The organism is Massilia sp. Root133 (assembly GCF_001426525.1).
GTDB classification, from domain to species: Bacteria; Pseudomonadota; Gammaproteobacteria; order Burkholderiales; family Burkholderiaceae_D; genus Telluria; species Telluria orientalis.
In genome coordinates this window covers 123,691-144,834 of record NZ_LMEW01000031.1, presented here as the reverse complement: position 1 = coordinate 144,834, position 21,144 = coordinate 123,691, and the positions used below count along the sequence as shown (strand labels likewise).

Below are 21,144 nucleotides of genomic sequence, written 5' to 3'. Positions count from 1 at the left end.
GGCGCGGCATGATATCCACCTTTTCTCTAAAACCGTGGTTCCATCCTGCCACAGCTGGGATTTGCTTGCAATCACGTGTCGTGCCGTGCGAGGGCATTCCAGGCATTTGCTGTACTTAAAAAGAGACGTCCGCTGAGCTCACTCAACAAAGTCGACGCGCGCAGGCGGTCCAGCACCGGCCCCTTGACCTCGGCCAGGTGCAGCCGGACGTCGCGCCGGGCCAGGGCGCGATTCAATTCGAGCAACCCGAACAGCGCCGAACTGTCGATGGCGTTCACGGCCGACAGCACGAGCACGAGATGGCGCGCCGCGCGGTGTGCGGCCAGTTCTTCCTCGATGCGCTCGCTGACCGCTTCGATATTCCCGAAGAACAGCCCCGCGTCCACGCGCAGCAGCAGCACGTTCGGGTCCGTCTCGGCCGCGTACCGGTCGATGTTGCGGAAGTGTTCAGTGTGCGGAATCCGGCCCAGCACCGCGATGTGAGGCCGGCTCTCGCGCCAGATCATCGTCCCTAGCGACAGCAGCAGCCCCAGCACGACGCCCGCCTCCACCCCGAGCAGCAGGACGCCGCCGCTGGTGGCCAGCAGCGCGAGCGCGTCGGCGCGGTCGTAGTGCCATGCGGTGCGCAGGGTCGACCAGTCCAGCAGGCCGAGCACGGCGACGATGATCGTCGCGGCCAGCACGGGCAGCGGCAGCAGCGCGAGCCAGCCGGTGGGCAGCACGAGCGCGCCCGCGAGCAGCGCCGCGGTGATCACACCCGCCAGCTGGGTGCGCGCGCCGGCCGCGAAGTTCACGGCCGAGCGCGACAGGCTGCCGGTCACGGGAAAGCCGCCGGACAGCGCGCTGCCGACGTTGGCCAGGCCCAGCCCCACGAGTTCGCGGTTCGTGTGCAGCTTTTCCGCGCGTTTCAGGGCCAGCGTCTGCGCACCCGACATCGCGATCAGGAAGCTCATGAAGCCGATCAGGAGGGATGGTTTCAGCAGTTCCTGCCAATGCGCAGCGGACGTCGCCAGGCGCAAGCCCGGCAGCCCGGACGGCACGGCGCCGATCACCTGCACCCCCATGCGGTCGAGGCGCAACGAGGCCACGAGCGCGATGCCGCCCAGGACGAGCACCATCGGCGCCAACCGCGCGGCGACGTCGGCCGCCCCGCACGGCATGCCGAGCCGGCGCAGCAGCGGCGCCAGCCAGCGCCGCGCGAACAGCAGCAGCGCGATACTCCCGACGCCCAGCGCGGCGCTGGGACTGTGCACGTGTGGCAGCGCGCCGCCCACCAAGGTGCGCACCTGCCCCAGCGAGATGACGACGGCGGAGCCCAGCGTGAAGCCGCTCATCACGGGACGCGAGAAGAAGTTGGCGAGGTAGCCCACGCGCAGCAGGCCGCACGCGAGCAGCACGGCCCCGGACACCAGCGCCAGCTGCGCCGCCAGCATGCCGTACAGCGCGCTGCCGGGCGATGCGAGGGGCGCCAGCGCCGACGCCGTCATCAGCGAGATGATCGCCATCGGCCCGACGGATTGCGAGGAACTGGTGCCGAACAGCGCGTACAGCAGCGGCGGCACGATGCTGGCATACAGGCCCGCGACGGGCGGCAGGCCGGCGACGAGCGCGTAGGCCATGCCCTGCGGGATCATCATCATGGCCACGACGATGCCGGCGCCCACGTCGCCCGCGAGATCGTCGCGGCGGTACGCCCGCAGCCAGCCGAGCAGCCGCGGATTCATCGACACCATGCTGCTCACTGCATCGCCAGTTCGACGCAGTTGCGGCCCGCCCGCTTGGCGCGCGCGAGGGCGGCGTCGGTGCGCTGCGTCAGCGAATCGCCGCTCTCCTGCTCGCCCAGCTGGGCCACGCCGAGGCTCACCGTCACGTGGTCGCAGCCGGGAATCTCCGCCTGCTCGATCGCCACGCGCACCTTTTCCGCCATTTTCAAACCGTCGATGGCGCTCGTGTGCGGCGCGATGATGTGGAATTCCTCGCCGCCCGAGCGCACGAGGATGTCGCTGGCGCGCAGGACGGCGCGCGTCGTGTCGGCCACGGTGCGCAGCGCCATGTCGCCGACGGGATAGCCGTAGGTGTCGTTGACCGCCTTGAAACGGTCGATGTCGAACGACAGCAGCGCGAGCGGCACGCGGTAGCGGCGGGCGCGCTTGATCTCTTTTTCCAGCAATTCCTCGCCGTGGCGGCGGTTCGCGACGCCGGTCAGCGCATCCGTCGTCGAGATGTACGTGAGGCGCGCCGTCAGGTGTTCGTTTTCCTGGCCGATGGCGACGAGGCGCAGGCCGAAGGCGGCCAGGCGCGTCACGTCCTGCAAGGTCGCCCACTCGTCCGGCGTGAGTGCACGTGCGGCGCCGAACAGCAGCGACAGCGCGCCGCGCGGCGTGCCGGGTCCGTCGGCGGGAATGGGCAGGCCCAGCGCCATCGCGACGCCGTGCGCGCGCAGGCCTTCCGCCAATGCCGGCTCGCCCGATTGTTCCGGGACCTCGATCAACGCAGCCGTGCCGCCCGCCGCGGCCAGCAGGCCGGGGAACGCGTGGCGCAGCGGCGCCTGCAGCAGGCGGTCCGTGCGCTGCAGCAGCGCGCCGAGCAGTAATCCTTCCAGTCCCTGCTGGGCTTCCAGTTGCAAATCGTTGCCGTCCTTGAGCAGGAAGACGCCCGCATGCAGCACGCCCGGCCACGCGCACAGCGCGGCGCACAAGGCTTCGGACAAAGTATGTGCATCTTCCGCCCCGTCCAGCGCGGCCTGCACGCGGGCGCGCAGGTCCAGCAGCGTACGCAGGCCGGCGGCGTCGCTCGCCGGCACTTCCGGCTGCGCGCGGCGCGTGCCCACCGCGGCGCGCAGCGCGGCCGCGTCGAGCGGCGTGACGGCATAGTGCACGGGGCCGTGTGCCATCAGCGCGGGCAGCCAGGCGGCGCCGGCGAACGGACACAGCAACAGCACGGGCGCGCCGGCGCGGCGGGCGACGAGGTCGCCGAGGGCGTCCGCGTCGATGCTGGGCTCGAATCGGTCGAGGTCGATCACGAGCAGGTCCGGCTGCTCCCGCGCCATCAGGCTCGCGGCGACGTCGGCGCTGTCGGCCAGGTGCAGGCGTGCGAACAGGGAGGCGCAGGCGTCCCCGAATTCGGCGCGCCGTTGCGCCATCGGACTCAGGTATATCGCGGTCTGCTCTAGCATGAATCACCTCTGGAATACTTTGTTACGCTAACAAGTTTGCCACAAAGCACCTGTAACAGCCAGCAAATGCGCGCAATGTGTGGAAGCGCACCGTCAGCGCGTCCTCGGGGCGGGAATACTGGCGGAATCATGCACAAGGAGAGCACCATGGCAACACAGGACGACGCAGCGAACAAGCAGAAAGCCATCCAGAACCGCCAGGACCAGCACGACGCCAGCATGCAGAAGGGTGACCCGGGCTCGGGTGGCGCGGCCCAGACGGGGATCCAGCAGCCCAGCGGCGACTTCCCCGCCCAGCACCTTGCCAAGCCGGGCATCGAAGCCCAGATGGAACTGAAGCCGAAGTTCATGGCCGAGCACTACAAGGGCAGCGGCAAGCTGGCCGGCCAGGTCGCCATCGTGACCGGCGGCGATTCCGGCATCGGCCGCGCCGTCGCGATCCTGTTCGCGCGCGAAGGCGCCGACGTCGCCATTCTGTACCTGAACGAACACGAAGACGCGGCCGAGACGCAGCGCCTGATCGAGGCCGAGGGCACGAAATGCGTGACGGTCGCCGGGGACGTGAAAGACATGGAATTCTGCCAGCAGGCCGTCGACCAGATCGTCGCCAGGTGGGGCCGCCTCGACGTCCTCGTCAACAACGCCGCGTTCCAGGAACACGCCGAGTCGCTGCTCGACCTGACGGAAGACCGCTTCGACGAGACGATGCGCACGAATATCTACGGCTACTTCCACATGGCGAAGGCCTGCCTGCCCTACATGAAGCGCGGTGCCGCGATCATCAACACGGGCTCCGTGACTGGCCTGAAGGGGTCGAAGAAGCTGCTCGACTATTCGACGACCAAGGGCGCCATCCACGCCTTCACGATGTCCCTCGCCGCCAACCTGCTGGACCAGGGCATCCGCGTGAACGCCGTCGCGCCCGGCCCCGTGTGGACGCCGCTGAACCCGGCCGACCAGTCGCCGGAAGACATCACCAAGTTCGGCCAGAGCACGACGTTCGGCCGCCCCGCGCAGCCGGAAGAGCTGTCGCCGGCGTACGTCTACCTGGCGTCCAACGTCTGCTCGGGCTATGTGACGGGCGTCGTGCTGCCGATCACGGGGTCGGTGGGCGAATAATTCTCATCCAGGGAGCTCAAAATGGCACGCAGCATGTGGAAGGGTGCGATCAGCTTCGGGCTGGTGCACATCCCGGTCGAGATGTATCCGGCGGCGAGCGACCAGGGGCTCGACCTGTCGATGCTGGACCGGCGCGACTTCGCGCCGATCGGCTTCAAGCGCTACAACAAGGCCACCGGCAAGGAAGTCTCGTGGGACGACATCGTCAAGGGCTACGAGTACAGTGACGGCGAATACGTCGTGCTGTCCGACGAGGACCTGCGCCGCGCCAACCCGGAAGCGACGCAGACGATCGACATCATCGCGTTCGTGAACGCCGAGCAGGTCCCGCTGATCTACTACGAACAGCCCTACTACCTCGCGCCCGGCAAGGGCGGCGACAAGGTCTATGCGCTGCTGCGCGAGACCTTGCGCGACGTCGGCAAGATCGGCATCGCCAACGTCGTCATCCGCGTCAAGCAGCATCTGGCCGCCCTCGTCTGCGTGGGCGACACCATCGTGCTGAACACCTTGCGCTACCCGGACGAGATCCGTCCCACCGACGAGCTGAAAATCCCGGCGGCGGACGCGAAGGCGGCGCAGGTCACGGAGAAGGAATTGCAGATGGCCAAGGCGCTTGTCGAAGGCATGAGCGAGAAATGGAAGCCGCAGCAGTATCACGACACGTACCGCGAGGACGTGATGGCGCTGATCAAGAAGAAGATCGCCGCCAACCAGACCAAGACGCTCACCGAACCGGAGCCGGAAGAAGAGAAACCCGCCAAGTCGAACGTCATCGACCTCGTCTCGCTGCTGCAGGCCAGCCTGGGCAAGAAGCCGGCCAAGGCCGCTGCGGCGGACGATGACGACGACGACGAGCCGCCGCCGCGCAAGTCGAGGAAACCGTCGAAGGACGACGGGGATACCGACAAGGACACGGGCAATCGGCCGCCGCCACGCGCGCGCAAGGCGCCTTCGCATGCGGCCACGCACGCGAGCGCAAAACGTACGACAGCGGCCAAGTCGGCCGCGACGAAAACGGCGACGAAGACGGCGGCAAAGAAAACCGCCGCCAGGGCCGCGGCGAAACCTGCAGCCAAAGCGGCGCCCGTGCGGCGCAGGAAGGCCGCCTGAGTGGATGTCGATACGCTGTTGGACCTGCTGCAATGGCCCGCGATGGCGGTCACGCTGGTGGCCGCCTTTCTCGTCGGCGCCCGTCACGCCAGGAAGCGCGTGATCGGGTTCTGGACCTTCATTCTCAGTAACGTGCTGTGGATCGTGTGGGGCGTGCACGACGAGGCGTGGGCGCTGATCGCGCTGCAGGCCGGCCTCGCCGCGATGAACGTACGCGCGATCTTCCGCAACGAGCAGGGGGATCCGGTGGACGATACCCCGACACGTCGTTCCCGCGAAAGCGGGAACCCATACTGAGCCACTTATGTAGACTCAGCATGGATCCCCGCCTGCGCGGGGACGACGGCGTCTCCCTACTCTTTCTTTTCCGCCTTGAACCCCAGCGCCTTCATGGCCTTGGTGAGCGTGACCGCGCTCTTGTCGTAGTCCGCCCACGGCGCATTGCCCTCGTCCAGCCGGGTATGCACGTTCTTGACGGTCCAGTGGCTGCCCGACTTCAGCTTCGGCAGTTCTTCCCAGCGCACCGGCACGGAGATGCCCAGGCCGGGCCGCGCGCGCGCCGACCACGCGGCCACCGTCGTCGCCCCGCGGCCGTTGCGCAGGTAGTCGATGAAGATGCGGCCGACGCGATTCTTCGCACCGCTCTTGGCGGAGAAGCGGTCCGGGATCGTCTTCGCAAGGTGGGTCACGATCGCGCGCGAGAAATCCTTCACCGTGTCCCAGTCCAGCCTGGGCTTCAGCGGCACGACCACGTGCAAGCCCTTGCCGCCGCTCGTCTTGAGGAACGGGTTCAGGCCCAGCTCCTGCAGGAAGGCGCGCATCAGCTGGGCCGCTTCCCGCACCTTGGAAAAGTCGACGCCCTCGCCCGGGTCGAGGTCGAACACCATGCGGTCCGGCGTGTCGTAGTGTTTCGCCGTCGCGTTCTGGCTGTGGATCTCGACGACATTCCACTGCGCGCTGGACAGCAGGCCTTCGATCGTCGCGATCTCCGTCATGCGCGGGTGGTCCGGGTCCAGCGCCTGGTCCATCTGCGCGACGCCGGGCATCTTCGCGGTGTCGACGACGTGCTTCTGGAAGAACAGCTCCTTGCCCACGCCATCGGGCGCGCGCACCAGCGAGACGGGGCGGCCCTTCAGGTGTTCCATCATCAGCTCGCCGACGAGCGCGTAATAGCGCACCATCTCGACCTTCGTGACGCCGCTCTCCGCATCCATCACGCGGTCGCCGTGCGTCACCTTGAACGTGGCGGGAAGATTGCCCGGCAGGCCGCTCTCCGGCTCGGCCTTCTTCGTCGTCCGCTTGTTCGTCGCCTGTTTAAGGGCGGGTTTCGCATTTTCCACGGGGACCTCCTGCATGTGCTTGGGCAGTTCGCGCACGACGCTCTTCGCCGGCTTGTCCTTGCGCAGGCCCTGGAATACGGGGTGGCGGATGGAGTCGGTGGCCGTCCACTCAGAGAAGCTGACTTCCGCGACCAGCTCCGGCTTCACCCAGTGGTTCGTCCGTCCCGGCACGGCGCGCGGCGGGAATGGATTCTCGTCCGTCTCGATCGCTTCCAGCACCTCGCGCATGTGGCGCAGCGAGGCGCCGTTGAACCCGCTGCCGCAGTTGCCCGCGTAACGCAGCACGCCATCCTTGTCGTAGTAACCGAGCAGCAGCGAGCCGATGCCCGTGCGGGCGCCATGCGGATCGGTGTAGCCGCCGATGACGAATTCCTGGCGCTGGCCGCATTTCAGCTTGATCCACTCGGGCGAGCGGCGCGTGACGTAGCGCGAGTCCTTGCGCTTGCCGATCACACCCTCCAGCCCGATCTGGCACGCGGCCACGACGAGCTGCGCGGGGTCCGTGCCGAATTCTGCGGAGAAGCGCACCGTGTCCGACGGCCGCGCCGCCAGCGCCTCCTGCAGCAACGGACGGCGCTCGTCGAGCCGCACATCGCGCAGGTCGTAGCCCTTGAAGTAGGGGGCGTCGAATAGGAAGTAGACGATCTGCGCGCTGTTGGAGCCGTCGAACGCCAGCTGCAGCAGGTTGAAATTCGGTTTGCCGTTCTCGTCGTGGACGACGATCTCGCCGTCGTACCAGCCGTCCGGCAGTTTCATCCGGCGGATCTCCTGCTGCAGCGGTTTCAGCTTGTCGGTCCAGTCGTTGCCGTTGCGGGTGACGAGGCGGACGTCCTTGCCCTGCACGCGCGTGACCATGCGGTAGCCGTCGAACTTGATCTCGTAGATGTAGTTCTCCGGATCGGCGGGCGGGCCGTCGACGAGGGTCGCCAGTTCGGGCGTCAGCGTCTCGGGCAGGTCGGCCTTGACGGCGCCGGCGGGCATCGCGCCGCGCTTTGCCTGCGCCGCCTTTTTCGGCGCCGGCTTGTCTGCCTTCAGTTCCTCCACCTTCACCTCGGCGCCATGCTCCGGCATCGGCAGGTCCTTCACGCTGTCGGGGAACTCGTCGACGACGGAAAATTCGGTGGCCGGTTTCGCGTACTCGTCGTTTTCCTTGATGAGCAGCCACGGTTCCTGCTTGTCGTCCTCGTGGCCGCGCAGGCGCACGAGGACCCAGCGGCCGTGCATCTTGTGGCCGTGCATCTCGAACTTGATCTCGCCCTTTTCATAACCCTGGCGCGGGTCGCCGACGGGTTCCCACGTCCCTTTATCCCAGATGATGACCTTGCCCGCGCCGTACTGGTGCGGCGGGATCGTGCCTTCGAAATCGGAATACGAGATGGGGTGGTCTTCCACGTGCACGGCCATGCGGCGGTCGTGGGTGTCGTAGCTGGGGCCTTTCGGTACGGCCCAGCTCTTCATGACGCCGTCCAGTTCCAGACGGAAATCGTAATGCAGGCGCGAAGCCCAGTGCTTCTGGATCACGAAGGTGAGAAGACCTTTGCTGGCCTCCCCACCCTCTGCGGGCTCGGCAGTGATCTTGAAATCGCGCTTGGCCTTGTACAGCTTTAACGGGTCGGGCATGGCATCACCTCTACAGTGTGTGCCTTAGTGTAGGCAGTAGCTGCAGACGCGACTGTTCGCCAGCTAACTCACGTTATTTGCGCTCCGATGCGCTCGCGTCGCGCGCCGCGCGGAACTCGGAGTCCTTCGACCAGTTCGGCCAGGCGCCCGAATCGGCCAGGTCGCGGCCCACCGAGTACAGCACGCCGAGGTCGCGCGCCATGCCGGTGAACGGCCACGAGGCGCTCCATTCGTCGGCCGGCTGGTGGTACGCGACGGACACGTATTTGTCCTCGGCGGCCTTGCCCGCTGCGACGCCGCCCTGCTCCCAGTCCTCGCCCGAACCGAACGAGATCGCCGGGACGCCGTGCTTGGCGAACGGGAAGTGGTCGGAACGGAAGAAGTGGCCCGCTTCCGGTTTCGGATCGGCCGAGTAGCGGATGCCGTTCTGCCTGGCCTTCGCGACCAGCCGGTCGAGCAGGTCGAGCTTGGCGCTGCCGGAGATCGTGAAGTCGCGCGACGGGCCGTACGGGCTCAGCGCGTCCATATTGATCACGCCGACCGTCTTGCCCAGCGGGTAGACCGGGTTGTTCGCGTAGTATTCCGAGCCCAGCAGGCCCTTCTCTTCCGCCGTCACGGCGAGGAAGACGACGCTGCGTTTCGGTGCCGGGGCCTTGGCATAGGCGCGGCCCAGTTCCAGCAGCGCGGCGATGCCGGTGGCGTTGTCGACGGCGCCGTTGTAGATCTTGTCGCCCTTCGCGTCCGGCAGGCCCACGCCCAGGTGGTCCCAGTGGCCGCTATAGATCACGACCTGGTCCGGGTGCTCGCTGCCCGGACGCACGGCCAGCACGTTCTTCGACGTGATGACCTTGGCGTCGACCGCGTAGTGCGCGGACATCGTCACGCCCTTCAGCTCGACCGGCTTGAACGTGCGGGCCTGCGCCTGCTTCTTGAGCTTGTCGAAGTCCAGGCCGGCGCGCTTGAACAGGTCGACGGCGACGTCGCGCTGGATCCACGCTTCCACCGGCGCGTGCGCTTCCAACGGGTTCTTGCGCACGATGTCGTACTGGACGTTCGTGTTCGAATTCTTCACCGTGGCCCAGCCGTACGATGCCGGCGCGGTCTCGTGCACGATCAGCGTGCCGAGCGCGCCGCGGCGGGCCAGTTCCTCGAATTTATAGGTCCAGCGGCCGTAGTAGGTCATGGCCTTGCCGCCGAAGTCGCCCTTGCCCGTCTCGAAGTCCGGATCGTTGATCAGCACGACGGCCAGCTTGCCCTTCAGGTCCTGGCCCTTGAAGTCGTCCCACTTGCGTTCCGGTGCCGTCACGCCATAGCCGACGAACACGAGCGGCGCATTCTTGAAGTCGACGCTCTTCGCGCCCGTCATCGCGGCGCGCACGGCGACTTCGTTACCCTGCGTGAAGGTCTTCGTGGTGCCGCCGGCCGTCACGGACACGTCGACCGGGCCGCTGATCTCGAAGCGGCCCAGCGGGACGTCCTGCGTCCAGCCGCGCTTGCCGTCGACGAGGTCGCCGCCCGGCTGCAGGCCGGCCTGCTTGAACTGGTCGATGATGTAGTTGACGGTCTTCGTCTCGCCGGCCGTGTTCGGGCCGCGGCCTTCGAACTCGTCGGACGACAGGACTTTCACGTCCTGCGACAGGATTTTCGGATCGATGTGGACGGCGTCTGCGGCGTGGGCCGCCAGCGCCGCGGTGGCGAGCGCGATGGCGGTCAGGGTGGTACGGAGGGAAGTTTGTGGTCTCACGAGCGGTCTCTTGGGCGTCGAATTATTGGATGGGCACGGATAGTGCCGCCAAAGTATCGTTCGAATGATTTCCACTGTCAAACATCGTTCCGACAAAAGGATTTCCGTACGTACACTTGTAACGGGATGTAAAGCATCGTCAACCACCCGCTGCACGGCCGCGTTTCTGGCCCAGTAGCACCCCTTAACGACACCTGAAGGAAACACCGCCATGAACAAAATCGTCGCCACCCTGATCGCAGGCCTGTTCGCCACCTCGGTGTACGCCCAGACGACCGCCACCCCGGCCACGACCCATGCAGAAATGAAGGCCGACAAGAAGGCCGCGAAGGCGGAAGCCAAGGAAGAAAAGGCCGACGTGAAAGCGGACGCGAAGCTGGAGAAGAAAGCCGCGGAAGCCAATGCGGACGTCGCCGTCGCCAAGGCAGACGCCGCGAAGACGAAAGCCAAAGCACACAAGAAAGCCGCCAAAGCCAAGGCGGAAGCCGCAGCCGACAAGGCCGAGGCACACGCAGACCAGAAAGCCGCCGCTGCCAAGTAAGCCCCTCCGGCAGCGCATAACCGGCTCAAGCCCCTCCATCCTCCGAAGACAGGGTTCGCCCTGTCTTTTTTTCGTCCGCGATCTACAATGGCAGTCCGTTATCAGCCGGGACTACCATGCACGACATCGTCTTCCTCGATCGCGACAGCCTGATCGCGAACATCCGCAAACCCTCCTTCGAGCACCGCTGGCGCGACTACCCCGCCACGAACGCGAACGAGGTCGTCGAACGCCTGCGCGGCGCCACCATCGCCATCACGAACAAGGTGCCGCTGCGCGCGGACGCGATCGCGCAACTGCCGGACCTGAAGATGATCGCCGTGGCCGCGACGGGCACGGACAACGTGGACCTCGCCGCCTGCCGCGAACGGGGCATCGTCGTCGCGAACATCCGCAACTACTCGCTGGTCTCGGTGCCCGAACACTGCTTCGCGCTGATCCTCGCCGTGCGCCGCAACCTGCGCGCCTACGTGGCCGACGTCGAGGACGGGCGTTGGGAGGCGTCGACGCGTTTCTGCCTGCTCGACCACCCGATCGGCGACCTGGCCGGCAGCCGCCTCGGCATCGTCGGCTATGGCGCGCTGGGGCGCCGCGTCGCCCAGATCGCGCGCGCGTTCGGCATGGACGTCGCCGTCACGTCGCGTTCGCCCGTGGCGGACACGGACGTCGTGCAGCTGCCGCTGGACGAGCTGCTGGCCACGTCGGACGTCGTCAGCCTGCACCTGCCGCTCACGGACCAGACCCGCCACATGATCGGACCACGCGAGCTCGCGGCCATGAAGAAGAGCGCCATCCTGGTCAACACGGCGCGCGGCGGCCTCGTCGACGAAGCGGCGCTGGCGCGGGCGCTCACGGAAGGCACGATCGCCGGCGCCGGGTTCGACGTCCTGAGCAAGGAGCCGCCCGTGCCCGACAATCCGCTCTTGCGGCTGCGTCTGCCGAACTTCGTGCTGACGCCGCACGTGGCGTGGGCCAGCGGCGGCGCGATGCAGACGCTGGCCGACATGCTGGTCGATAATCTCGAGGCGTGGGTGGCCGGGAAGCCGACCAACGTGGTCTAACCGTCCGCCCGCAGCGGCAGCTCGATGATGAACACCGTGCCGTGGCCGGGCCGGCTCTCGACCCGGATCGTCCCCTGCAGCAGCGTGGTCACGAGGTTGTAGGCGATGTTGAGGCCGAGGCCCGTGCCGCCCTGTCCCATGCGCGTCGTGAAGAATGGATCGAAGATGCGCGACAAGTGCTCCGGCGCGATGCCGCGGCCGTCGTCGGCGAATTCGATGCGCACGCGGTCGCCGTCCAGCGGCCGGGCATCGATGCGCATGTGGCCGCCTGGCGCGTCGAACGCGTGCAGCAGCGCGTTGTTGATGAAGTTGATGACGACCTGGCCGAACGGGCCGGGATAGCTGTCCATCGCAATGCCGGCCGGGACCTGCAGGTCGAGCGTGTGACCGGCCCGGCGCACCTGGTTCATCATCGTCGCCGCGATCTCGTGGCAGGCCTGGTCCAGGTCGAAGCGGCGCCGCTGCGTGCTGGCCTGGTCCACCGAAACCTGCTTGAAGCTGTTCACGAGGTCGGCCGCGCCGTGCAGGCTGCGCACGATGAGGCCCGCCGCTTCGCGCGCCGCCGCGATCCACGTCTCCAGGTCCGATTTCTTCAGCGCGTTGTGCGCGAAGCGGTCGGCCAGCGCGTTCGTCTTTTCTTCCAGGGTGCTGGCCATCAGCAGGCTGTTGCCGATCGGGGTGTTCAATTCGTGCGCGACGCCCGCGACGAGGGAGCCGAGCGACGCGAGTTTTTCGCGCGCGGCCAGCTGGGCCTGGGTTTCCTTCAGCTGGCGGTAGGCGTCCGCATTGTCCAGCGCGACGCCGACATAGGACGCCAGGGTGCTCAGCATGTCGAGCTGCACGTTCTGGTACGCGCCCGGCCGGCCGCTCTGCACCGTGATCACGCCCAGCACGCGCTGGCCCACGAGGATCGGCACGAACATCAGCGAGCGCGGCGCCGGCGGCGTGTCGGCGTCCGTGCTGGCCGGATCCGCACCCAGCACGTCGCGCACGAGTCCCGCGAACCGGGCGTAGTCGCGCGCCAGGTCGCCGATCAGGATCTCCTCGCCCGTCGCGAGGCAGTATTCGCCCAGGCCGCGCACGCGCGCGGGCAAGCGTCCCTGTTCGGGCACGCGGCGGCCGTCGGCGACGACGTACGGGTAGTCGATCGGCCCGTCCACGCGCGCCACGCCGATCGCGAACAGCGGCGCGTCCATCAACTGGCGCACCTGGCCGTACACGTTGGCCATGATCGCCTCGCCGTCGAGGTTCGCCGTCAGTTCGCGCCCGATGTCGGACAGCAGCGCGATGTTGCGGCGCGCCTGCTCCACCGCTTCCTGTTGCGCCTCGGCCTCCTGCTTGCGCTTTTCCGCCTGCTCCTTCTGCAACACCAGTTCCGCCGTGCGCGCGCCGACCTGGCGTTCCAGGCGCGCCTTCTGCTGCACCAGCGCGCGCACGCGCAAGCGGTACAGCGCGACGGCGATGGTCGCCAGCACGGTCGCCACGAGCAGGCGGAACCACCACGTCATCCAGAACGGGGGCGGGATCGAGATGTTCAGGGTAGCCGGACGTTCGCTCCACACGCCGTCCTTGTTGGCGGCCTTCACCTCGAACACGTACTCGCCCGGATCGAGGTTCGTGTAGGTGGCGAAGCGCTTGCGGGCGTCCGTCTCGGTCCAGTCCTGGTCGAAGCCGAGCAGCCGGTAGGCATAGCGGTTCGCCTGCGGATCGGCGTAGTGCAACGCGGCGAATTCCAGGGTGAACACGGAATCGCGGTGGCTCAGGCGGATGGCGCGCAGGCGGTCGACGGCGACGGGCAGCGCGCGCGGCCGGTTGAACACGAGGAAGTCGGTGATGACGACTGCGGGCGGGAACGGGTTGTCGTGGATGTCTTCCGGCTGGAACGACGTCATGCCGTTGATGCCGCCGAAATGCAGCTCGCCGTCCGCGCCGCGCGCCGCCGAGCCGACGAAGTACGAGCCGTCCGTCAGGCCGTCCCTGGCCGCGTAGTTCTTGTAGCGCCCCGTCTCCGGATCGACGCGGGTCAGGCCCGTCGTCGTGCTGACCCAGATCTGGCCGTTGCCGTCTTCGAGGATGCCGCCGATCGGCACCTGCTCGCGCGTGGGTGCGACGGGAAATCTGCGGAACGCCGTCTTGCCGCCGGGCTCCCGCTGCATGCGGTGCAGGCCGCCCGCCGTGCCGACCCACAGGTCGCCGCGCGCGGACTCCTGCAGATAATAGACGCGGTTGTGGCCCAGGCTCGCGGGGTCGCGCGCGTCGTGGCGGAAGTGCGTGAACGTGTTCGTCGCGCGGTCGTAACGGTCGAGGCCATTCTCCGTGCCGATCCAGATCGTGCCGGCACGGTCCTCGAACGCGGCGAAGCCATAGTTGTCGCCCAGGCTGGCCGGATTCGCCGGATCGTGACGCCAGCCGTGCAGCGTGCCGTCCGCCTCCAGCATGAACAGGCCGCCGCGCGTGACGATCCACAGCGCGCCGGTGCGGTCGAGCGTGAGCGCCTGGACCCAGTTGGCGCCCGCCTCGCGCCCCAGCGGCACGGATGTAAACCGGCCGGTCGCCGGATCGCGCCACGACAGGCCGCTGGGCGAGCCAACCCACAAGCGCCCCCGTCCCGGCAGCACGCTGTTGACCGTGTCGTCCGGCAGGCTGGCGGCGTCGTGCGGATCGTGGCGCAGCATCTCCACGCGGCCGCTCTCCGGATCGAGGTGCAGGATGCCGCCGCCGGTCGTGCCCAGCCACAGGCGGCCGTCGGCGCCGACGGCGATGCTGCGGATCTTGCGCGCGCTGCGCGGGTCCGCCACCTGCCCCGGCAACAGCGCGAAGCGGGAAAAGCCGCCGCTGGCGAGGTCCGCGCGACTGACGCCGCCGAACATCGTGCCCGCCCACAGCGTCCCCGTGCGGTCCACCCAGATCGCCATGACGCGGTTGTCGGACAGCGTGTGGCGATCGAGGGGCTGGCTGGTGTAGCCGATGAAGCGCCCGGTCGTGGGGTCGCGCCATTTGAGGCCGTCGAGTTCCGTGCCCACCCACAGCGTGTTGCCCTGGTCGTGGTACAGCGACTGCACGCGGCCGTCGTCCATGCCTTCGTCGGCGCCGACATGGTGGCGCTGCGGCGCACCCTGGCCGATGCGCCACGCTTCCAGGCCGGCGTCGGTGCCGATCCACAGCGTGTCGCGCGGGCCCATCGACAACGCGGCGACCGCATTGCGCTTGCCGGTGTCGATGTCGTAATGGGCGAAGCGGGTGGCGCCCGCCGGCAGGTGGTCGAGACCGACGCCGGTGCCGACCCACAGCCCGCCGCGCGGGTCGAGGGCGAGCGCCGTGACGCGGTCGTCGCGCAGGCTGCCGGGATCCCGGCCATCGTGGCGCAGCGTGCGCAGCGCGCCCGCCGCCGGATCGACGTGCACGATGCCGTCGCTGGTGCCGACCCACAGGCCGTTGGCGCCGTCGCCGATGATCGCGGTGACGGCGCTGTTGCGCGCATTGGGTTCCGTGCCGGCCAGCAGGGGCAGCCGGATGAACTTGCGGCTCGCGGGATCGAACCGTGCGAGCCCGCCGCGCGTGCCGAACCACAGCCGGTTCTGGCTATCCTCGTACGCGGCCTGCACGTAGTTGTCGGCCAGGCTGGCCGGGTCGTTGGGGTCGTTGCGGAAGACCTGGTTGCGGTAGCCGTCGAAGCGGTTCAGGCCCGCCTGCGTGCCGAACCACATGAAGCCGTCGTGATCCTGCAGGATCGCGAGGACGGATTCCTGCGACAGTCCTTCTTCCAGCCCGATGCGCTCGAAACGCAGGCTGCGCGGACTGCCCGCCAGCGCCAGCGAGCACACGCAGGCCAGCAGCAGGCCGCACAGCATGCGCCGCAGCGCTTGGTTGACTGACGGGAGGAGTTCGGGTTTCCAGGACACAGGGCTAATCTACCAGAACCCCCGAAAATGTTGAATTAAATTAAGACTTCCTCATTCGCCATGCCACTGCTATAATGCGTGGATAGAGTACTTGGCTACGAACCAAGGGGTCGTGGGTTCGATTCCTGCCAGCCGCACCAACTTATACGAAAGGCCAGATCGCAAGATCTGGCCTTTTCCATTTGCTGCGCCACATCTCATCATGTCCGACCAGCTCATCATTCGCCCCCTCGATCCCCAGGACCTCGCCAGTTGGCGCCCGCTGTGGGACGGCTATAACGCCTTCTACGGACGCAGCGGCCCGACGGCCCTGCCCGAATCCATTACGCAAGTCACGTGGCACCGGTTCTTCGATCCGGCCGAGCCCGTGCACGCGCTGGTCGCCGAGGCATCCGGCCGTATCGTCGGCCTCGCCCATTACATCTTTCATCGCAGCACGACGCGGTTGCACGACGTCTGTTACCTGCAAGACCTGTTCACCGCACCCGACAGGCGCGGACTGGGCGTCGGCCGACAATTGATCGAAGCCGTCTACGACAAGGCGCGCGCGGCCGGCAGTTCGCGCGTGTACTGGCAGACGCACACGGACAATGCGGCCGGGCGCGCGCTCTACGACAAGGTCGCGCGGCACCTGGGCTTCATCGTGTACACGCACGAGCTGTAACGCGCTTTGCCAAACTGGAAACCGCTGCTATAATGCGAGTACTTGGCTACGAACCAAGGGGTCGTGGGTTCGATTCCTGCCAGCCGCACCAGCTTATACGAAAGGCCAGATCGCAAGATCTGGCCTTTTTCATTTTGCGCCTCCCTCTTCCGCATCCGGCTGCGCGGACCCGACCCGGATGCCCCGCCGCGCCAGCGCCTCGCGCAGCAGGAATTCGATCTCCGCGTTCACGCTGCGCAAATCGTTGGCGGCCAGCCGCTGCAGTTGCTCCCACAACGCGGGATCGATCCGCAGCGGATAGGACTTCTTGCCGGGACTTGCCATCGACGCACCGCCTCAGTTGTACAGGGTGCCTGCATTGATGATGGGCTGCGCGTCGCGGTCCGAGCACAGCACGACCAGCAGATTGCTGACCATCGACGCCTTGCGTTCCGCGTCCAGCTCGACGATCTCGCGCTCGGCCAGGCCTTTCAGGGCATCTTCCACCATCGTGACGGCGCCATGCACGATGCGGGCGCGCGCACTGATGATCGCCTGCGCCTGCTGGCGGCGCAGCATCACCTGGGCGATCTCGGGGGCGTAGGCCAGGTGCGTCAGCTTCGCATCCAGCGTTTCGACGCCAGCCGCCTCGAAGCGCGCGGTCAGTTCCACGCTGAGCGCGTGCGCCACTTCCGCCGCGCCGCCGCGCAGGGTCGTTTCGCCCGGCGCGAGGTCCTCGCCCTCGTCGTACGCGTATTGCGCGGCCAGGTGGCGCAGCGCCGCTTCGGCCTGCACGCTGACGTAGCGCTCGAAATCGTCGACCTCGAACAGCGCCTGCGCCGTATCGCGCACGCGCCAGACGACGGCGGCGGCCAGTTCCACCGGATTGCCCCGCTTGTCGTTGACCTTCAGCGTCGACATATTAAGGTTGCGCGCCCGCACGGTCAGCTTGCGCTTGCGATACAGCGGGAACGCCCAGCGCAGGCCCTCGCCGCGGTCCGTGCCCATATAGCGGCCGAACAAGGTCAGCACGGCCGTCTCGTTCGGCTGCAGCATGTACAGTCCTGCGCACACGAACACGCCGGCAAAGACGAGCGCAATGCCGACCAGCGCCGCCCCGCCCGCCATACTGCCCAGGATGGACAGGTGGACCAGCCAGGCGCCGGCCAGGACGGCGAGGATGCCACCGGCCAGGGCGAGGTAGCCATTCATCGAAGAGAGCGGTATTTCCTGACGAGTGTGTGCGGACATGCAGGATCCCATGAGGTTATATGAAAGTGATATCACTTTAGGATCACCTTTCCGCGTTGTCAAGCGTTCCATTTTGTCATTCGGGGCAAGCCTGCTATAATGCGTGCCTCGGGCGGCTGTAGCTCAGCTGGATAGAGTACTTGGCTACGAACCAAGGGGTCGTGGGTTCGATTCCTGCCAGCCGCACCAACTCATTACGAATGGCTCATAAAACGCATTGCGGTTTATGAGCCATTTTTCATTGATGCGTACCGTTCTGCGACGTTTTCCGTCTTTTCTGCCTTTGCCGTTTTCTTCGACGCGCGCCGCCTCGCCTCACGCAATTCCATCACGCAATATTCTTGCCACGCCAGCGCGGCCTCTACCCGGTCTCGCCGGAAATGAATGTTCCGCTGAAGCGGTCTATTTCATCGTTTCCTTCTCTCTTTCTTTAGATCACTTGATTAGAAACAACTATATCTGTCGAATAAATTTACATCGATCTTTTTTAACCAAGAGTTTCTAAATTAAATCGCCGTAAACACAAGGTTTCTATTTCCTGGCACGGTCATTGCAGCATTAATCATTGCATTACCACCCATCTGAAACCAGGGAGAAATCATGTTCCGCACAAATCTTGTAAAAGCCAGCGTCGCCTGCTCCATACTGTTCGCTGCACAAGGCGCATTTGCCACTACGGTATCGTGTACCGGCGTATCGCCCGCTTACGATATTTCGGGCAAAGTCAGTAATACCAGTAATTGCGCAATTCTCTCGCCGATCGACGCCAACCAGAATGACAACTCTCTCTCCACCATCAATTCCGGTGGCTTCTTCGGCATCTCGAACTGGCTGTTCGACGGGAAGTACGACAACATGGACTCGTCCGGAGGCAGCGACACCTCGGCACTGTTCAACTTCACCGGCAACAACGTGTCGGGCACCTACATCTATGCCGGCGGCTCCCCCGCACCGCAGGACGTGATGCTGATCTTCAAGGACGGCGACAATACCAACCTGGTCGGGTATCTGCTGAAGATGCCTTACGGCGGCACTTACTCGTCGCCGTTCACCGATCCGCCGTTCCCGCTGAATGGCGCCTCGACCGTGCACAATATCTCGCATATCTCCGTGTATTACCGGAATGGCGACGGATCGGGCGATTCGGGCGGCGGCGAAGTGCCGGAACCCGCGACACTGGCACTTCTCGGCCTCGGCTTGCTCGGCATGACCAAATTGCGCCGCAAAGGCTGATTTTTTCGGCCGCATTCCTCGCTCATCTCAAAGCCCACCGCCCGGTGGGCTTTTTTTATTCCAGGCTCATAAAAAGTCTTGTTTTGACTGCAAGTCACTTTCCTTGTTTTTAATCGTTTCGTTTTTTCTGATTCCCTCTCTTTACCCAGCAATGTATTAATTTCATTATCACACCCATTTCACTTTCGATATTGAACTGTTGCGCCAGCGCAATTAAATCGCGATACGCTTACATTTTCTTTCCATTTCGCAGTAAATTTGTTTCCGGAAACGATTATGATTTCCCGAAACAGCTGAACGCTGCTTATTGAAAAGGGCAAAGCCCGCGAAAGCGGGTGACGCAAAGTCAACGGTCTAACGAGCTTAGGCTCCAGGACGGCAGGACTGCCAGATGCCAGCTTTCGATACAGGCCCCCGCCTGTCGCGACAGAACGTCATTGCGCACGATCCTGCTAATTTTTATCTCAAGGAATCGTACGTGATGAAGTCCGCACACACCTCCCTCAGCCTGCTGCCGATGTTGATCGCCAGCACCCTTTCCATCGGTGCCGCACAGTCCGCCCTCGCCGCGCAAGACGCCGGCTATGCGCGCGGCCGCATCCTGGTCGAGGCGCGCCCGGGCCTGTCGGACGCGGCCCTGGATCGCATCCTCAAGGAACACGGCGGCAAGCGCCGCAAGCTCGGACAAAGCCGCCTGCAAATCGTCGACCTGCCGGCCAACGCGTCGGAAGTGGCCGTCGTCGCGAAGCTGGCGCACCGCCCCGAACTCAAATTCGCGGAACTCGACCGCATCGTGCCGGCCGCGCTGGCCGTGACCGACCCGTATGCCGGCAGCGAGTGGCACCTGAACAAGATCGGCGCGACCAGCGCGTGGGACAGCTCCCTCGGCCGCGGCGTGACGATCGCCGTGCTCGACTCGGGCGTGAACGTCAACCACCCCGACCTCAAGGACCGCCTCGTCGCCGGCTATAACGTCTATGGCAGCAACACCGACCTGACGGACGTCTGCGGGCACGGCACTGCCGTCGCCGGCACGGCGGCGGCCACGTCCAACAACGCGGCAGGCGTGGCCGGCATCGCGGGCGCGGCCAGCATCATGCCCCTGCGCATCGCCTACAGCGACAGCACCGGATGCCACGCCTACTTCAGCACGATCGCCAGCGGGATCACGTATGCGGCCGACCACGGGGCGCGGATCGCGAACATCAGCTATACCGGCATCGCCGGCAGCTCCGCCATCCTCAGCGCGGCCCGCTACATGAACAGCAAGGGCGGTCTCGTGTTCGTTTCCGCCGGCAACAACAACGTCGACGAGAACGTGGTGCCCGATCCGGCGCTGGTCGTCGTGTCGGCCACCGACAGCAACGACGCCAAGGCCAGCTTCTCGAGCTGGGGCAGCTTCGTCACCATCGCAGCGCCGGGCACGAACATCTGGACGACGAACAATTCGCTCGGCTATTCGGCATGGAACGGCACGTCGTTCTCGGCCCCGGTCACTGCCGGCGTCGCCGCGCTGATGATGGCGGCCCGTCCCGACCTGGGCGGCAACACGATCCAGTCGCTGCTGTACTCGACGGCCGTCGATCTCGGCGCGGCCGGCCGCGATCCGGTATTCGGCTACGGCCGCGTGGATGCCGCCGCCGCCCTGCGCGCCACCGTGGCCTACCAGTCGCCGGTCGACACGGCCGCCCCGCTCGCATCGATCGCCGCGCCGCTGGCGAACAGCTCGGTCTCCGGCCTCGTCGGCGTCTCCGTGAATGCCGGCGACAACGTGGGCGTGGCGCGCGTCGACCTGAAGGTCAACGGCACCGTGGTCGCCACGGACACCGCCGCGCCGTACAGCTTCAGCTGGGACTCGACCGGCGTCGCCAACGGCATGGCCAGCCTGGTCGCCGTCGCCTACGACGCTGCGGGTAACGCCGGCCAGTCCGCCGCCGTCGCCGTCAACGTCGCCAACAGCGTGACGACGGTCAGCAAGGACACGACGGCGCCTGCCGTCGCCATCGGCAATCCGGTGGCGGGTACGGTCAACGGCAACGTCGCGGTCTCGGTCAACGCGACGGACGACGCAGGCGCCGCCGGCATCAAGACCACGCTCGTCATCGACGGCCAGACGAAGGCCCAGGGCACGGGCGGTACGCTCGGCTATAACTGGAACACGCGCAAGGTCGCTGCCGGCCAGCACACCATCACCGCGACGGCGCGCGATGCGGCGGGCAATACCAGCAGCACGTCGGTCACCGTGACGACGAAGTGATCTCGTATTTGCCAAAAGGAAAAAGTCCGCTATAATGCCGGCCTCGGGGCGGCTGTAGCTCAGCTGGATAGAGTACTTGGCTACGAACCAAGGGGTCGTGGGTTCGATTCCTGCCAGCCGCACCARCTTATACGAAAGGCCAGAT

Annotated in this window: 15 protein-coding genes, 2 tRNA genes and 1 riboswitch; of the genes, 10 read left to right on the top strand and 7 right to left on the bottom strand. The window is 66.2% G+C overall.

The genetic code is table 11. The features are described 5' to 3' along the window. Window positions 1-71 precede the first annotated feature (71 nt). Together ASD28_RS18710 and ASD28_RS18705 are read right to left on the bottom strand one after the other, a co-directional pair. Entirely contained in the window at window positions 72-1,724 is a 1,653-nt protein-coding gene (locus ASD28_RS18710) for a sulfate permease (RefSeq protein WP_229412406.1), read from the bottom strand. A gap of 14 nt (window positions 1,725-1,738) precedes the next feature. Continuing rightward, window positions 1,739-3,175: a GGDEF domain-containing protein gene (locus tag ASD28_RS18705; protein WP_056131421.1), complete on the bottom strand. Its 1,437-nt coding sequence runs from the start codon at window positions 3,173-3,175 to the stop codon at window positions 1,739-1,741. A gap of 147 nt (window positions 3,176-3,322) precedes the next feature. On the opposite strand from ASD28_RS18705, the gene ASD28_RS18700 reads away from it, so the two are divergent. From ASD28_RS18700 to ASD28_RS18690, 3 genes are read left to right on the top strand one after another with little or no spacing between them, the layout of a single operon-like run. Continuing rightward, entirely contained in the window at window positions 3,323-4,294 is a 972-nt protein-coding gene (locus ASD28_RS18700) for an SDR family oxidoreductase (RefSeq protein WP_056131418.1), read from the top strand. Window positions 4,295-4,315: 21 nt separating this feature from the next. Next, window positions 4,316-5,407 carry a Ku protein gene (locus ASD28_RS18695; protein WP_056131415.1) on the top strand — a complete coding sequence of 364 codons (1,092 nt, stop codon included), beginning with the start codon at window positions 4,316-4,318 and terminating at the stop codon, window positions 5,405-5,407. Next, the gene (locus ASD28_RS18690; RefSeq protein ID WP_307168578.1) at window positions 5,408-5,704 is read left to right on the top strand and encodes a hypothetical protein; all 297 of its coding nucleotides are present in this window, start codon (window positions 5,408-5,410) and stop codon (window positions 5,702-5,704) included. Window positions 5,705-5,760: 56 nt separating this feature from the next. Here the strand turns inward: ASD28_RS18690 and ligD are convergent, their stop codons facing one another. Together ligD and ASD28_RS18680 are read right to left on the bottom strand one after the other, a co-directional pair. After that, window positions 5,761-8,367, bottom strand: a complete 2,607-nt coding sequence (gene ligD, locus ASD28_RS18685) for a DNA ligase D (protein ID WP_056131412.1) — start codon at window positions 8,365-8,367, stop codon at window positions 5,761-5,763. 73 nt (window positions 8,368-8,440) lie between these two features. After that, window positions 8,441-10,111, bottom strand: coding sequence for a M28 family metallopeptidase (locus ASD28_RS18680; RefSeq protein ID WP_229412131.1), 1,671 nt, complete (start codon window positions 10,109-10,111; stop codon window positions 8,441-8,443). A 211-nt stretch (window positions 10,112-10,322) separates the two neighbouring features. Here ASD28_RS18680 and ASD28_RS18675 point away from each other — a divergent pair, with 211 nt between their 5' ends. Together ASD28_RS18675 and ASD28_RS18670 are read left to right on the top strand one after the other, a co-directional pair. After that, complete coding sequence (locus ASD28_RS18675) at window positions 10,323-10,652, top strand: hypothetical protein (RefSeq protein ID WP_056131410.1); 330 nt, start codon at window positions 10,323-10,325, stop codon at window positions 10,650-10,652. 116 nt (window positions 10,653-10,768) lie between these two features. Further along, window positions 10,769-11,713 (top strand): D-2-hydroxyacid dehydrogenase, encoded by a 945-nt coding sequence (locus ASD28_RS18670; RefSeq protein WP_056131407.1) that lies wholly within the window; start codon window positions 10,769-10,771, stop codon window positions 11,711-11,713. On the opposite strand, the gene ASD28_RS18665 is transcribed toward ASD28_RS18670, so the two are convergent. Next, entirely contained in the window at window positions 11,710-15,615 is a 3,906-nt protein-coding gene (locus tag ASD28_RS18665; RefSeq protein ID WP_229412132.1) for a two-component regulator propeller domain-containing protein, read from the bottom strand. The two genes, ASD28_RS18670 and ASD28_RS18665, sit on opposite strands and share 4 nt — an antisense overlap. Before the next feature lie 202 nt (window positions 15,616-15,817). Here ASD28_RS18665 and ASD28_RS18660 point away from each other — a divergent pair, with 202 nt between their 5' ends. Further along, complete coding sequence (locus ASD28_RS18660) at window positions 15,818-16,279, top strand: GNAT family N-acetyltransferase (RefSeq protein ID WP_200948860.1); 462 nt, start codon at window positions 15,818-15,820, stop codon at window positions 16,277-16,279. A gap of 129 nt (window positions 16,280-16,408) precedes the next feature. Here the strand turns inward: ASD28_RS18660 and ASD28_RS18655 are convergent, their stop codons facing one another. After that, the gene (locus ASD28_RS18655) at window positions 16,409-16,603 is read right to left on the bottom strand and encodes a hypothetical protein (protein WP_056131399.1); all 195 of its coding nucleotides are present in this window, start codon (window positions 16,601-16,603) and stop codon (window positions 16,409-16,411) included. A gap of 12 nt (window positions 16,604-16,615) precedes the next feature. Next, entirely contained in the window at window positions 16,616-17,470 is an 855-nt protein-coding gene (locus tag ASD28_RS18650; protein WP_229412133.1) for an SPFH domain-containing protein, read from the bottom strand. 151 nt (window positions 17,471-17,621) lie between these two features. On the opposite strand from ASD28_RS18650, the gene ASD28_RS18645 reads away from it, so the two are divergent. From ASD28_RS18645 to ASD28_RS18630, 4 genes are all read left to right on the top strand, one after another. Continuing rightward, window positions 17,622-17,698 (top strand) — tRNA-Arg (locus ASD28_RS18645). Between the two features lie 411 nt (window positions 17,699-18,109). Then, the gene (locus tag ASD28_RS31255; RefSeq protein ID WP_082577292.1) at window positions 18,110-18,742 is read left to right on the top strand and encodes a PEP-CTERM sorting domain-containing protein; all 633 of its coding nucleotides are present in this window, start codon (window positions 18,110-18,112) and stop codon (window positions 18,740-18,742) included. Window positions 18,743-19,047: 305 nt separating this feature from the next. Beyond that, window positions 19,048-19,134, top strand: a riboswitch (cyclic di-GMP riboswitch). A gap of 89 nt (window positions 19,135-19,223) precedes the next feature. After that, the gene (locus tag ASD28_RS18635) at window positions 19,224-20,999 is read left to right on the top strand and encodes a S8 family serine peptidase (protein ID WP_229412134.1); all 1,776 of its coding nucleotides are present in this window, start codon (window positions 19,224-19,226) and stop codon (window positions 20,997-20,999) included. Window positions 21,000-21,047: 48 nt separating this feature from the next. Further along, window positions 21,048-21,124, top strand: a tRNA-Arg gene (locus ASD28_RS18630). The last annotated feature ends 20 nt before the right edge of the window (window positions 21,125-21,144 follow it).